The sequence below is a fragment of the Mesotoga sp. B105.6.4 genome (assembly GCF_002896535.1).
Classification (GTDB): Bacteria; Thermotogota; Thermotogae; order Petrotogales; family Kosmotogaceae; genus Mesotoga.
Window position 1 is genome coordinate 65,661 of record NZ_JWIM01000050.1, and the last position, 14,195, is coordinate 79,855.

Annotated in this window: 14 protein-coding genes; 8 read left to right on the forward strand and 6 right to left on the reverse strand. The window is 46.8% G+C overall.

Annotation, left to right across the window (positions count from 1 at the left end):
* The first annotated feature begins 202 nt into the window (after positions 1–202).
* From RJ60_RS11205 to RJ60_RS11230, 6 genes are read left to right on the forward strand one after another with little or no spacing between them, the layout of a single operon-like run.
* Positions 203–1,834, forward strand: coding sequence for a hypothetical protein (locus RJ60_RS11205; RefSeq protein WP_103134729.1), 1,632 nt, complete (start codon positions 203–205; stop codon positions 1,832–1,834).
* 23 nt (positions 1,835–1,857) lie between these two features.
* On the forward strand, positions 1,858–2,955 hold the full coding sequence (locus tag RJ60_RS11210) for an AAA family ATPase (RefSeq protein WP_099830413.1): 1,098 nt from the start codon (positions 1,858–1,860) through the stop codon (positions 2,953–2,955).
* A complete protein-coding gene (locus RJ60_RS11215; RefSeq protein WP_103134730.1) occupies positions 2,945–4,138 on the forward strand; it encodes a VWA-like domain-containing protein in 1,194 nt (397 codons plus the stop codon). The genes RJ60_RS11210 and RJ60_RS11215 overlap by 11 nt, the downstream gene beginning before the upstream one ends.
* Positions 4,135–5,004: a DUF4895 domain-containing protein gene (locus tag RJ60_RS11220; RefSeq protein WP_103134731.1), complete on the forward strand. Its 870-nt coding sequence runs from the start codon at positions 4,135–4,137 to the stop codon at positions 5,002–5,004. Before RJ60_RS11215 ends, RJ60_RS11220 begins: the two co-directional genes overlap by 4 nt.
* An 11-nt stretch (positions 5,005–5,015) precedes the next feature.
* Positions 5,016–5,528 (forward strand): hypothetical protein, encoded by a 513-nt coding sequence (locus tag RJ60_RS11225; RefSeq protein ID WP_099830416.1) that lies wholly within the window; start codon positions 5,016–5,018, stop codon positions 5,526–5,528.
* The gene (locus RJ60_RS11230) at positions 5,515–6,123 is read left to right on the forward strand and encodes a metal-dependent hydrolase (RefSeq protein WP_258006286.1); all 609 of its coding nucleotides are present in this window, start codon (positions 5,515–5,517) and stop codon (positions 6,121–6,123) included. The genes RJ60_RS11225 and RJ60_RS11230 overlap by 14 nt, the downstream gene beginning before the upstream one ends.
* Positions 6,124–6,223: 100 nt before the next feature.
* On the opposite strand, the gene RJ60_RS11235 is transcribed toward RJ60_RS11230, so the two are convergent.
* The 5 genes from RJ60_RS11235 to RJ60_RS11255 form a co-directional block, all read right to left on the reverse strand.
* Positions 6,224–6,925, reverse strand: coding sequence for an L-ribulose-5-phosphate 4-epimerase (locus RJ60_RS11235; RefSeq protein ID WP_103134733.1), 702 nt, complete (start codon positions 6,923–6,925; stop codon positions 6,224–6,226).
* Between the two features lie 55 nt (positions 6,926–6,980).
* A complete protein-coding gene (gene araA, locus RJ60_RS11240; protein ID WP_103134734.1) occupies positions 6,981–8,513 on the reverse strand; it encodes an L-arabinose isomerase in 1,533 nt (510 codons plus the stop codon).
* A gap of 650 nt (positions 8,514–9,163) precedes the next feature.
* Entirely contained in the window at positions 9,164–10,687 is a 1,524-nt protein-coding gene (locus RJ60_RS11245) for an FGGY-family carbohydrate kinase (protein ID WP_103134735.1), read from the reverse strand.
* 334 nt (positions 10,688–11,021) lie between these two features.
* Positions 11,022–12,506, reverse strand: a complete 1,485-nt coding sequence (locus RJ60_RS11250) for an alpha-N-arabinofuranosidase (RefSeq protein WP_103134736.1) — start codon at positions 12,504–12,506, stop codon at positions 11,022–11,024.
* A 33-nt stretch (positions 12,507–12,539) separates the two neighbouring features.
* Positions 12,540–13,202, reverse strand: coding sequence for an alpha-L-arabinofuranosidase C-terminal domain-containing protein (locus RJ60_RS11255; protein ID WP_374704114.1), 663 nt, complete (start codon positions 13,200–13,202; stop codon positions 12,540–12,542).
* Between RJ60_RS11255 and RJ60_RS16555 the strand changes: the two genes are divergently transcribed.
* Positions 13,095–13,328, forward strand: coding sequence for a flavodoxin family protein (locus RJ60_RS16555; protein WP_180979937.1), 234 nt, complete (start codon positions 13,095–13,097; stop codon positions 13,326–13,328). The two genes, RJ60_RS11255 and RJ60_RS16555, sit on opposite strands and share 108 nt — an antisense overlap.
* On the forward strand, positions 13,232–13,504 hold the full coding sequence (locus RJ60_RS11265; RefSeq protein ID WP_146028912.1) for a hypothetical protein: 273 nt from the start codon (positions 13,232–13,234) through the stop codon (positions 13,502–13,504). Before RJ60_RS16555 ends, RJ60_RS11265 begins: the two co-directional genes overlap by 97 nt.
* Before the next feature lie 506 nt (positions 13,505–14,010).
* Here the strand turns inward: RJ60_RS11265 and RJ60_RS15830 are convergent.
* Positions 14,011–14,195, reverse strand: a 185-nt coding sequence (locus tag RJ60_RS15830) for a hypothetical protein (protein ID WP_219725883.1), incomplete at its 5' end; no start/stop codon positions are given.

Here is a 14,195-nt window from a genome sequence, read left to right on the forward strand (position 1 = left end):
CCTTCAGCAGGATGTGGTGTTTCACCATCAGAACTCACAACTTCGAACTTGCAGCGTCTTCTTCCATCTGCGACCTACATATAGAATTGAGTGGTTCTTCCTACCACTTTGCATGTACGCGGATTTGCCTGGACTCAAAACCCGAAGGCCTTTTAGGATGTGCTATAAGAAATCACGGGCTAATTTGTGGCAGAATAGACACATGAGAGACTTCATAGTTATACTCAAGTGGAGAACTATAGAAGGTTATAGAATGCTGACAAGGCAGGGTAAGAGAGCGATCATTGCAACTTTCCTTGCAGTAATCATTGTGATAGCTATAGGTGTTCCGATTACTTTCTATCTGAGAGGCTTTCTTGTTCCGAATTTCTCTAGAGTTGCAGGTTTATCCGACCAGCTCAAAGAGCTTACCGGAATCGACCTGAAGCTAATAGTCATCTCCTTTTTTTCCGCGATAATATTCTCTATACTTCTGGGTAGCGATCTTCCAATCGTAGTTTCGAATCTTTTCTTCTCCGATAGGGCTGAGATGCTGCTCAGCTTGCCAGTTAAGAAGTCTACGGTTGCGAATGTACAACTGCTTGAGGTTCTCGCTGCGGGAGGATTGCCCATACTTCTATTTGCGCCGATCTTCATGGCTGCACTGAGAGGGCTTGGCTATTCGGGAGGGAGATTCTGGATGGCCCTGGTCTTGTTGTTTGTATTTGTGCTTGACACTCTGGTGATAACCGCAATTATCTCTTTTGGAATAGTATTCCTTTCCAAGGGGCGGTTTCTCAAGACTCTCTCTGCCATGATGACTATGGTGACTCTCTTCGTCTTCATATTCACGTTGCGCTTCATGGACTTCTCTACTATAGATCTTGCAAGACCGGATCAGGTTGCCGATCAGTTCGGAGGTCTCCAGAGAGTCATCACCTCTCCATATCTACCTTGGACACCCTTTGTAAGGGCAATAACCGGAGAGACCACGGATCTTCTTGTTTTCATTACTACTTCGGCAGTTTTGTTTGTTTTCCTTGGCTTCCTAGAAGTCTTTGTTTATCCAACCGTTCTTCAGAAGCTTATGACAAGACCAATAGGAAATGCAGCTCTTCATTCAAAAGAGAGGTTTAGGAGACATAGCGTACTATTCGGTTTGATTATTAAGGATCTCCTTCTGCTGGTCAGGGAGCCTAAACTGACGTTTGCCTTTCTCTATCCCTCACTGTTTGTGCCTGTAGTAGTGTTTGTTAACCCTACGCTTCTGAGCAGCTTCGGGGTTCTGCAGCTCCTTGGTCTTATAGTCTTTCTTTTCAGTAACTACACAACTGTCTCTTCAACGGCTCTATTTGCTTTTGAACGTCAGATTGGGGATGGCGTATGGTTGTTTCCAATAAGAAGGATAAAATCTGTGCTTTCAAAGTCTATTGTTGTCAGCTCGCTATACTCTTTGATAATACTGGTTGTCGGTTTGTATGTGTCTTCAAATGCATCTCAGTATAGGGCTTTCATGATGAATTTCCTCATTCTAATGATTCCAACGATTTTCACGCTCTCATTGTTCGGGGGCTTTCTTGAGAAGAGCTTCGGGACCAAAGATACAAGAAATGTCTTCAAGGCGCTCAGCCTACCGGGTGCAATACTCTCGTTCTTACTTTCCACACTGTTGCCGGTTTTTTCTACCCTTCCACTTACCCTCTATCTTGCAGGAGATATCGGACTCTTTCTTGGTTTCCTCAATGTTCCGGTTGCCTCTCCATTCACATGGTTGTTTGGGCTGGTATTCCCACTCGCTCTATGGGCAGTCATTACATGGGCATCGTTAAAGTCGCTGTGCTATAATTTTGTCTGAATGAGGATTTTGGAGGGATAGGCTTGAAGGTTCAGGACGTAAAACACTTGAGCAGGAAGATCATGGAATCCGGGGAGATCCCGCTTCTTTGGGGTCACTTTGGGGTAGGAAAGACCGATCTTGCTAGGGAGATTGCAGCTGAGACGGGCAGAGAGTTGATAATCCTGGTCATATCACAGATGGAGCCAGGTGACCTTATCGGGATGCCGTCGAGAGACGGCGAACGAACCTTGTTTTTGAGGCCCGATTGGTGGCCGACTGAAGGCAATGTGATACTCATGATAGATGAGATAAATAGGGCTCATAGATCGATCAGGAATGCAATTATGCAACTTCTAATAGATAGAAGAATACACAACCATTTTCTACCCGAAGGTTGTTGGATAATGGCCGCGGCAAATCCGCCGGATGAGGAATATGATCAGGTTGAACTTATTACGGATCCTGCCTTTATGTCGCGATTCTTCCACATAGAACTGACGCCCGATCCAGAAGAATGGCTTAAGTGGGCAGAACTCCAGAAGATGCCGGAGACTGTTACCAACTTCATAGGTGAGTATCCAGAGTTTCTTTCAAGAGACACGGTTGTCTCGATGCGGCTGGAATTGAGACCGAGCCCCCGTAGCTGGTACAAATTGGGGAGAGTATACGCAGGTCTTTCAAGCATGGAGATCGAAAAGTTCGGCTATGTAATCGCTGCCGGTATAGTAGGACCGGAAGCGGCCAGAACTTTCATGAGTAAGATTCAGGGCAGCGAGCTCCTTCCTTCTCCCCGAACTCTGCTTCTCGAACTGGATGAGAATATCCTTTCGAGACTCTCTAAAGGTGATATCTCGGGGACTAGCGCCTCGATTCTCCGCATCACAAAGCATCTTTCTGAGCTAGATGATTTACAGGTTCAGGAATACTTTCAGAATGTACCTGTAATCTCGGAAAACCTTCTAAGAATAGGCAGAGTTATCCCGAAAGACTCGTTCTTTTCCGTAATAAGACATATTGTTCACCAGGTCGAGGGGGAAAAGGGATTAAAACGGGCCTTCTACGAGAATCTTCTCGAAGAACTTGCCATGGACCATGATGTTCTGAAATTCCTTCAGAGGAGCGAAAAGGATGAGAAATGAGGAGTTGATGGAAAAGGCTGTTTTCGAATTAGGCAAGGACAGCCCCTTCTACAATTTCCTGCTTCTCTTCATCGACAGAATTCCCTCTCCTTCGGTCAGGACGATGAAATTGAGGGTGAGCTCCAGGGGGAGATTTCAACTTCTATACAATCCGGATACGCTTCGAAACAAACCACTTACATTTTCGAAGGCGCTTTTGAAGCACGAGTGTCTTCATATAGTGAATGGACACATTCTGATACCCGTCAACAAATCCAGAGAGAAGATGCTCTGGGATCTATCCATGGATGCCGCCGTAAATCAGTTCATACGCGAGCTTGACGCTTTCAGTCTTCCTATGGATTCTCTTCTTCAGGAGGGCTGTGGAACCGATAATGAGAGATTCTTCGTTGGGCCTCCGATGCAGCATCCGGGAATGACGGCAGAGTTCTACCACGACTGGGGCCTTGACTTCATGAAGAAAAACAAGACCATTGATCTTGAGCTATTGGACTCAAGCATATCCAGGCCCGATTCACATGAGGATTTTGGAAGGTTTGAACTCCCGAAAGAGTTCGTTGAGGATCTTCTTAAACAGGTGATCTCAGAGACTATGGAAAAGGCTAAGGACGGGATGCCGGAGGGTCTTGAGGCGGTAATGAAACTTGTTCTTGACAACCCGATCCTTGACTGGAGAAACATGATTAGGCGGTTCTTCGGTTCATCGATGCAGGTTGGCAGATACCGAACTCCTATGAGACCTAACAGAAGATATGATGATCAGCCCGGCTGGAGAAACGATTACGCAGCAAAACTCGTTGTCGTAGTCGATACTAGCGGGAGCATAATAGAAGAGGAGTTCAACGCCTTCTTCAGTGAGATAGATGAGGTTACTAGAGTCACAGACTCCCGGGTCTGGCTGGTGCAGGTGGACGAGACTGTGCAGAGTGTCATGAAGTATGGAAAAGGTATGTGGAGAGATCTTAAATTGATGGGTAGAGGGGAGACCGATCTTCAGCCTGCCGTTGACTACGCTCAGGAAAAACTCAGACCGGAAGGACTACTGCTTTTCACGGATGGATTTACCGATCTTCCTACGATTTCGAGAAGGGCGTTGTTTGTTCTTCCAAAGAGTCACAATCCAGAGTTCGCCCAGGAGGCAAAATCCATCTATGGACGATCATCGGTGGTGTTCCTTAAGTGACATACTATGCCGGTCCAGAAAGCTATAGAAACAAGCTCAAGGCGGTTTACGAGACCGTCGAAAGCAATTTTCCATCTTACGCGAAACTGGTTGTTGAGCGGTCTGATAGACTTGACAATGCTTTCGGTCATTTCATGACGCTTGTAGTTCAAACTTCGAAGGGGAATGCGCCGGTTCTTTCAGTTTTCGTAGACAGTGAGGGCAGAGGCTTTGTGGGACTCTCCAATTCGTCACCTTTCGAGACGGCCAGCGCCTTATACAGATTCTCAAACGAAGAGGAAGAGCCTATCGTTGATGATTTCTCCGGTGTCTTCGAAGAGGGAGCTGAGCTGGTATTCCATAGGGCGATCTTTCAGAGTCCGTTGAAGCTGTACTTCCTCGCTTATTTTGGCAATGAAAGACTTCTTCGTAAAGAGATTCTGAAGGATTCTCTCCGAGGAAAGGACTACTTCAGGCTGCCTGAAATGATTGACGATGCCCTCTTTTCTATATGCAGAGAGAACTATAGAAGATGGATAGAGTTCGATGACGGGGAGGTCCTGATATTCCCCTTTCAGAATATCTTGAAGATTGCTTTTGGTCCTCCCAAAATAAACGAGAGTATCGACCATTCAATAATCTTGGAACTTTCAAGGTTATTCAGGATCGAAGTCACAAAGAAGTGCGGTGTTCTGAGAAACGCCAGCGTCACTCCTAACATGAAAATAGCGAGACCGGTTTCAACCGTCTTCGAAATCGATCTGGTTGAATCCAAGCCGGTATACGATAGGCTCGAGGAATTCTACAAGTTCTACTCGAAATTTATATCTGAGACGGTAGACAAGATGCTGGAATTTATTCACAGAGATTTTCCGCTTGACGAATAGGGTGGTGTATCTTGGCAAGACAGACTTTGAAGATGTTTTATCCGATATCTATAAAGAACATCCGGAGATTGAAGGCCGGGGATCTTATCGAATACTCCGGACAGGTCTTACTTGCAGACGAAAAAACAATCGATAAGTATAGAATGTATGAAAGGCTTGAAGGAACACCCTTTCTAAATCTTTCACGAGAGTTGATTCTCTTCTGTTTACCTGTTGAGGGGACACTCTACTCTGAGCCAATGAAGATCGAACCCGACGAGCTTGAATACCTCTTCATGTCTGGAATAACGGCAACCATTGGGCTGAATGTCGAAGAAGAAGAAATAACGGCAATCTACAGGCGGTTTTCCAGAGTAAACCTTTCTCTGTGCGACCGCACGGCTCTCTATCCGCTGGATGTGAGTGAATCCGTTCCGGAGGAAGTAGAGTGTGGTATGAGCATATCTCTGAAAGACGTACTTCTGTATGTCGATGTTTCGAGTCAGGGAACGAAATTTGGCAGTGATGCCGATGCCGGACTTTAGAACGCATGTTTACTGGGGAATAGCGACTTATCCTGTCTTCATCTTTCTCTCACTGACTTCAATCGAACTCATGCACGTCTCTCCTCTTCAAGACAGCAGGCTGATAGGCTATGGATATCTCTTGTTTTTGTTGGGAAGCGATGTACCTGATATTGATTCAAAAAGCGCTTTAATAAAGAGAATCTTCGAAGTGCTTATCGCTGGTCTCTTTGCCTGCGTCTTTTACTCTTCGGTGATTTCGCCAGAGATTCAGCCTATCGTTCTATCCTGGCTAAATTCTATGCCTCTTGCGGTTGCAATTTCCTTTTCCCTTGCTATTGCATTGGGCGTGATCGTCTCAAAAGCGATAAATCTTCTCAGTCACAGGGGCTTCTTTCATTCATTATGGGGAGGATTCCTCTATGGCCTGATCATCGTGACAACGGTGCTTCCAAGATCAGAACTTCTTGGGGGCGAGATGAACTACACAGAAGTGTTGTTTCTCGGTGTTGCCGGTTCTGTCGGCTACTTTCTTCATCTGATTCTTGATGGAGCCCACGGCTTTGCAAGAGGCCGGAGAGTGCCTGCCGCTCAAAATGAAAAGGACAGTGTGTGAGCTCAATGTCATATCCAACAAAGACCTTCTTCCGCGAAGCCATTGAATGAAATAGACTTACAAGAAATGTCACTGCCAAAGTTCCTAACGGATGTACTATTCACTTGCTTTTCGGATTCTGCCCATAGTAGGCGTCTTTCCCGTGCTTTCGGAAATAGTGTTTGTCCATTATGTATCTTGGAAGGATGCTTGTTTCCGCGTTTATTAGAAGTGAAAGACATGCCGTTTTAGCTATCTCTTCAAGAATTATGCCGTTCTTGACTGCGTCCAGTACATCCTTTCCCCATGTGAACGGCCCATGACCGGCAACTAAGACGCCTGGGGTTCCGAGGTAATCTCTCTCGGAAAAAGCTTCTTCGATTACCCTGCCTGTGTTCAACTCGTAATCAGTCTCTGTCTCTTCGGCATTCAGATATCTAGTACAAGGTACTTCATTGTAGAAGTGATCGGCGTGAGTTGTCCCAAAGCAGGGAATGCTTTTTCCCGCCTGTGCCCACGAAGTTGCCCAGGTTGAGTGGGTATGGACCACGCCGCCGATTTGCCCGAAGCATCTGTAAAGAAGAACGTGAGTTGGAGTGTCGGAAGAAGGCCTCAGCTCTCCTTCGACCACTCTTCCTTCAAGATCTACAACAACCATACTGTCGGGGGAAAGATCGGAATAGTCTACCCCGCTCGGCTTAATAACTACGAGACGCTCTTTTCTGGAGATTCCGCTTGCGTTTCCCCACGTGAGTTTTACCAGTCCGGATTCAATGAGCGTAACATTCGCTCTGTAGACTTCCTCTTTTAGTTCACGTAGCATAGGCTTCCCCCTACTAAGAGATTAGCGTGCACTTTCAGTGATTTGAACCTGCAAATTACAGCTTCTTCAATTTGTAGTATACCTCGTTGTATCTAAGCTCCTTCTTGAACTCTGTGATATCAGTCTTATCGTCAATAACTACTATCTCAATTCCAAACATGTCACTAAGGTCTTCAAGCTGTTCGGTAGTAACGGTGTAGCTCATACTTGAATGATGCGCCCCGCCGGCAAGTATCCACGCGGTCGCTGCTGTTGCCAGATCTGGCTTTGGAACCCATAGCGCCCTTGCAACAGGGAGTTTCGGCATGTCCTCGTCCTGCTTCACTACTTCTAGTTCATTGACTACCATCCTGAACCTGTCTCCGAACTCGACTATGCAGGCCTGGACTGCAGGGCCTTCCTTTGCATTGAATACCAGTCTCGCTGGAGGTTCTTTCCCTCCAATTGAAAGTGGATGCACTTCAAGGGAAGGTGTACCGTCCGCTATGGATTCACAAACTTCTAACATGTGAGATCCCAGTTCCTTTATGTTGCCCGGTTCGAAATGATAAATGTAGTCTTCGATGAAGGAGGTTCCAATATCGATGCCTTCGGCCATCACTTTCATAATTCTTACAAGGGCCGCGGACTTCCAGTCACCTTCACCCCCGAATCCGTAACCATCTCTCATAAGTCTCTGTACAGCAATTCCCGGAAGCTGTCTCATCCCGTGGAGGTCCTGAAAAGTGGTTGTGAATGCTTTGAATCCGCCCTCTTCCAGAAACCTTCGAAGTGCGATTTCGATTTTAGCGGCTTCACTTATAGATGCCTGAAAGACTTCTTCAGAGACTGTTGATTTCTTGATGGGATATTCCTCCAGATACCTGTTCACGAGTTCCTCAGCTTCGCTTCTCTTGACTTGTTTGAAGTAGCCCTCTATGTAGTCGCCAACAGCGAAACCATGAACTTCATAACCAAAGTCAATCTGAGCGTCGACCTTGTTTCCCTCAGTAACTGCAACATCTCTCATGTTATCGCCAAGTCTTGCAACCTTGAGTGTATGAGCTTCATTCCAGCCGAGCGCCGCCCTAATCCAGTGTTCCAGCTTCGATATGACCTTAGAGTCACTCCAGTGTCCTGCGATGACTTTGCGCTTGAGTTCAAGCCTTGCAGAGATGAAGCCGAATTCTCTTCCTCCATGTGCAGACTGGTTTGTGTTCATGTAGTCCATATCGATGGTATTCCAGGGTATCTTCTGCTCGAACTGAGTATGGAAGTGAAGGAAAGGCTTTTCAAGTGATTTCAGTCCGGCAATCCACATCTTCGCGGGTGAAAACGTGTGCATCCACGCTATCAAACCTATGCAAGTTTTGCTGGAGTTAGCTTCATCAATTACTTTCTTTATCTGATCTGCATCCTTCAACACCGGTTTCCAGGCAATCTTTACAGGAGTTGAAATTGCATCGTTGAGTGCACCGACTAGTTTCTTCGAATTCTCTTCGACCTTTTTCAGTACTTCCTTTCCATAAAGCTCCTGACTTCCCGTTATAAACCACACCTCGAGGTCTCTAGTAATAGTAATCAGTCCTCCTTTTCGGAATACAAACATTCATCCAGAGAGTTTTGATCTCAGTTAAGGTTCCACCGACTTGGAATGATTTATACCTTATGCTCTTTCTGTTTGCCGATCCTATCGGTCATAGGAGAGCTGTTGAATGATCAGGATCTCCGTGTGTCTCTCACCTTTGACTATGAGTATCTCTCTCACCGCTTCCAGTCAAAAACTGATTGTCTGACCCCGGAGAGCATGGAGTGCCGTTTTACCGGCTGCTCCCTGCCGGAAGTGATTCCTCGCAGTCCAAATCTCTCCTGTCACTTTGCTGACCCTTCACCATCACAGTCAGTTCTTAATTCTGTGTCTCAGGCCATGTAGCGTGAATCATTTCCTGGAGCTCTTGATCTTGTGCCCTCTCTTTGTGGGTAAAGACAAATCGAGGGCTGTGTGAAATCGACAGGATTACATACCAGTCACGACTGAACCACTGACATACTCTCTTGAAATAGCCTGGAAGACAAAAGAACCTTGACCAGTCAGCTGAAGCAGACGATCAGCAGTCTGATCAAGACTGGCACATAGGTGTGGGCTGAAGTTACGATAAGACCGGTGACTTGCTGTTTATGATCCACCCGGCAATTCGTCTCGGGACTGGATTCTCAGCTAAGCATCCTGTCTTCTTGGCCCTAACCACTTACCCGTTCCTAGTGCATCTTCCACATTATCTCCTTCGTTTTTTCATAGAGCTCTCGGAAAATCAAGTACTGTTTCTCGTAAACCCTCTGGTTTTCGGAATTTGGGCTTATAGGATCTCGGAACTTCACCCACTCCTTTATTCTTTCCGGCTTGTCTATCAATCCGACACCTAGCCCTGCAAGGAAGGCATCGCCAAACGGTGCTTCAACTAGACTGGATACCTGTCTCATTTTGTAACCGGTTATATCTGCAAAAATCCTGTTCCAGGCCGCTGATTTCGCAACTCCGCCAACTATCCAGCATTCGTCGTCGAGCTTGAGTCCTGCCTTAATCCCGTTTTCTATATTATGTCTGAGAGCGTATGCAGCACCTTCCATGAGTGCCTTGTACATATGGGCTCTTGTGTGAACGAGCGTGACTCCAAAGAATACACCCTTCGCAAAGGGATCCCAAATGGGCGACCTTTCACCCATGAAATAAGGAAGTACCACGATTCCGTCACTTCCTGCAGGAATCTTTTCAACTTCCATGTCGAGGAGCTGATATGGAGACATGCCTGTCCTGCGTCCAACAGACTCTTCGCTGTCGGCAAACTCTTCCTTGAACCACTTGGCAAGGGCTCCGGTAGTTGCCGAGCCTCCAAAAGAGTAGATTCTTTCAGTGTCGTTTACCACATATGGGAAGCTCACCAAACCAAACGGCAGATCCTTGCCGTCATGTACGGTACCCCAACAGGTAGAGGTTCCGACCATTGCAACGTGTTCGCCTTCTTCAAGCGCTCCGGCCGAAAGCTGAGCCACCGGGGCATCTATTCCCCCTGAGACCACAGGAGTTCCTTCGAGCAGGCCGCACAGCTTTGAGCTTTCGGCAGTTACTCTGCCGACGATATCACTCGACTTGACGATTCTTTCAGGAAGGTATTCAATGGGTATACCAAGGGCCTCACACATCTCTTTCGACCAGGTAAGTTTTCTTATGTCGAATACTCCGCCAATATTACCTGCCGAGGAGTAATCAATCGCGTTCTCACCTGTAAGCCGATAAATCATGTAATCCTTCGGTGTCACGAATTGATATATCTTTTTCCAGATATCCGGCCTGTTGTCTCTAAGCCACATTATCTTCGTGAATCCATAATAGGAATCCACATAGTTTCCTGTGATCGAAAAGATCTTGTCTCTTGATATGTTTTCCTTCACCCAGGAGGTCTGCGATGTCGCTCGTCTGTCCATCCAGATGAGACAAGGGTGCAGAGGCTTCATTCCCCTGTCAACAGGGATTCCCGACCCTCCATAAAGTCCGCTTATGGCCAGTGCAGCTATTTCCTTCTTCTCGACTCCCGACTTCTCAGACACCTCTTTTATGGTCTCGAAAGCCGCCTTGACCCAAACATCGGGCCACTGTTCGGCCCAGTTTGAACCGGGCTTAATGACGTCATATTCTCTCTGAGCTTCTACCAGAACCTCTCCTCTTTCATTCACCATCACACTCTTTGTTCCCTGGGTGCCAATATCACATCCGATTAAGTACATACACATCACCTTCTAGATTTCGTCGATTTTATGCCTTAACCACGATTTTACCTCATCCAGTCCGGACTCGCCGGAGTCAAGCTTCACGCCTTCGAGGCATTTCGATGCTCGCTAGACGAAAGCGTCATACTTACTTGAACACCGTCAACACGATAGATTTACGGGCCACAAATCAGTTCCTGCTAGAATCAGGGCCAGCTTGATCTTCGGTACAGAGTCCCGTCCTATTCTCAATTGAAAATTCCTTCTCTTCAAACCTCCAGAATGCCTTCTCCTCAGGTCGGAAAACTCTCATTGCCTTAACTTGTGCTGGAGGTAATCCTTTTTCAAAGGGTTATAGCTTTTCGTCCAGAGAAAACTCGATTACATTTGCCGACATCGGATCGAGCTTCACAGTCATTTCCGGAGAGCAGGAGGTCAGCTCTTTTCTCTCAAGTTTTATTCGCTCTGGATTTTCAAAATCATTCATTTCATCGGGAGCAGATCCCGTCAGAACATGCTGGACGGCCCTCTTCTGGACTTCGATTCCCGAAAGATCGAGACTGACTTCTACATCCTTCTGATAGTAGTTAATAAGGGCAACGCTCAAAATATTCTTATCTTCGTTAAAGGTGGCCGATCCATCAACATAGGGAACATCGCTGAGCTTGAAGCTGTTTCGGCCCTCGACGAATGTCTTAGAGCTTATTTCGTAAGTTTCAGAACCAATCGCCATGTCCAGGACTGTTCTTCCGGTGTGATTCACAAACAGATCAAATGCATGATAGATGGGTGTCAGTACCATTTCGTCGCCCTTGGTCTTTATCATACCGAGCGCATTTACCATTTGCGCAAGATTGGCCATCTGAACTGTATTAGCCATACGATGCATCACAGCGAAAATCCCTGCCGCAAAGAGACCGTCTTTCAAGGCGTAGGGTTCCTCCAGAAGCACGATTTTTCTCTCGGCGCCTTCCCTTTCCGCGCTGATTTTGTACCAGATGTTCCATTCATCAAAGGAGATCTTTACGTGATCCAGACGCAGGTGTTTTATCAGCCCCTCCAGGAGCTTAAGTCTCTGTTCACAGTAGTAGACAGATGCGACGGTCCCAAAGTAGTCGTCGCAGCCGTGATACTGATGGATAGAGATGTAATCTATCAGATGACCCGCGTGTTTCAACACGGTCATGTCCCAGTCGGGGTTATCGGCTCCAACTGCTATTACTTTAATCGACGGATCCACACCCTTCATGAACTGAGTGTACTGGCGGAGTTTTTCTGCGTACTCGGCAGCACTGCAATGACCCACCTGCCAGGGGCCGTACACTTCGTTCCCTATTCCCCAGTACTTAACATGGTAGGGCTCTGGATGGCCATTTTCTCTTCTCATTCGAGCGAATTTCGTCGGGGTGTCTAGATTGCAGTATTCTAGCCAGGCTATTGCTTCGTCTAGAGTCGCCGTTCCTAGACTAACGGCCAGATATGGCTCGGCATCGATTTCGCGACAATACTCTATGAATTCATCAGTCCCAAATCTGTTTGACTCCACACCTCCCCAGATGTAATTCAGAAGTTGAGGGCGGTTTTCGAGAGGGCCTATGCCGTCTTGCCAGTGGTAGGCAGACACAAAGTTTCCGCCAGGCCATCTTAAGATGGGACATTGTATGTTCTTCACTGCGTCCATGACGTCCCTTCTGAAACCCCTAGAATCTGATTTTGGAGATTTCTCGTTATAGATGCCGTCGTAAATGCATCTTCCCAGATGCTCTGTGAAGTGACCGTAGATCATACTGTCAATCTTTCCGATCTTCCTGGGCCAGATTTTTACAGCTGTCTGCACTTCATTCCCTCCTCGGTAAATTAGATGATCACTCTATAAGCCAACTGCTTTCAATCTCAGTATCGTTATGGAATTTTCTGCAAAGGTAAAAGTAAACTCGTTTGATAGACCCGATAGATCATATTTCTTGGACAGTACCTTGTTCGGGTTCTGGAAGGTGTTTTCATCGAAGACGCTGTCGGACGTCATTAGAATGACTTCTGCCTGCCCCTTGATCTCAAGTTGCTCGCCAATTTCGACTCTGACCTCTTTCTCCTCGGGCCAAGGATTCACAATCTTTATGATTAAGTTCTCCGTTTCACGATCATACTCGCAGACGTGGTACAGCGACTTGAACCAGTAACCGATAACCTCGAGATTCTCGTCGGTAAGCTTAGAAGGTATTACTACATCTCCGAGATTCTCATTGAAGAGTTTCTGAACATGATAACTTGGTGTTCCATACACTCTTGCGTTGTCGAACCAGATGAGGTCCGGCGTCCACTGCGACCAGCCCGGCCTGTTGAATAGGGGCGCGTAAGCCGCCATTAATACTATGTCTGAATTGCGTTCAAGGCCAGTCATCAAAGCCGCTTCCGCCATTGCTGCTTGAAGGGTGTTCCTTGTCCCGGCCGCGACAAATGCAAGAATGATGGCGAATCCTGCGTAATTGAAGACGACATGCTTGATCTTTATGGAGAAGTCGTTGCCGCCGATGTGATTATCTTCTCTACGCCTATTTACTGGTGGAACATGAGTGCTCAGTTGAAGACTTTCCTCGACAGATTGTCGCGCTCGACTACGAAAAGGCCTTCAAAGGAAAGAAGTTTGTTCTTCTCATGACTTACGGTGGTGAGGATCCTAATTCTGGAGCTGAGATTGTCGAAAAGAGCATGAGAGAGATCTGTGACTTCGTTTCTATGGAGTTTTCTGTGAGCTTTGGAATGTGCAGTGAAATGAGTGAAGATGAAAGAGCTCAGGCTCTTGAAAAGGTATATAATCTTGGTTTTGATCTTTGAGCGCTTCATGTTTAACCGGCAGAATTTTGAAAGGATCTATTTGGCTTGAGTCCTTTCAGAGTCGAAGATAGCGTTGAATTCCCTCCAAGGGCATTATGAGATTCGAATCTCTGCCACATTCAGATAGTGCCCCTTTCTGTTCCAATCATTACCCACATCATCTTCTATGAAGCTCGTCCGTCTCTTGCTCCCTCATCATCTCGTGGTTTTTGACCAAGAACCTGGACGCCAAGCGTCGGAACGATGAAACGCTCTTCTTCTACCGATCCAAAACCCCGCTTGAGCGCTCAAACTGGATCTCATCTCATCCGTCTCTTGCTCTCTGATCATCTCGTGGTTTTTAACTAAGAACCTGGACACGAAGTGTCTGATGAACCAATCTTCTGCTCTTGATCTTAAATCCCCTCTCGAGAGGGGTGGCGACGGCTCCATCGTCGACGGGGTGTGTGCACGTCCAGCAAAGGCAAGAATGTTCAGTGGGAGAAAAAGGCCCACCGGGGAAGAAGTCAGAGCCCCGTAGCTTGGATAGCAGTGGGGAAGGAAACTGAACCACTGAAGTCTATTGACAAAGCCATATTAAGTATGGTGAGCGAGTGGTCAGGCCATAACGAAAGTGAACGCACGAGTAGCCTCGAGACTACAGTTCCGGAAGTCGAGTCCTTGCACACCGGGCGAAGACAGCAGATATGAG

Coding starts and splice junctions, on each gene's coding strand:
- RJ60_RS11230 (WP_258006286.1), top strand. CDS start 5,515: ATGCCGGACTTTAGAACGCATGTTTACTGGGGAATAGCGACTTATCCT.
- RJ60_RS11215 (WP_103134730.1), top strand. CDS start 2,945: ATGAGAAATGAGGAGTTGATGGAAAAGGCTGTTTTCGAATTAGGCAAG.
- araA (WP_103134734.1), bottom strand. CDS start 8,513: ATGTTTGTATTCCGAAAAGGAGGACTGATTACTATTACTAGAGACCTC.
- RJ60_RS11235 (WP_103134733.1), bottom strand. CDS start 6,925: ATGCTACGTGAACTAAAAGAGGAAGTCTACAGAGCGAATGTTACGCTC.
- RJ60_RS11205 (WP_103134729.1), top strand. CDS start 203: ATGAGAGACTTCATAGTTATACTCAAGTGGAGAACTATAGAAGGTTAT.
- RJ60_RS11245 (WP_103134735.1), bottom strand. CDS start 10,687: ATGTACTTAATCGGATGTGATATTGGCACCCAGGGAACAAAGAGTGTG.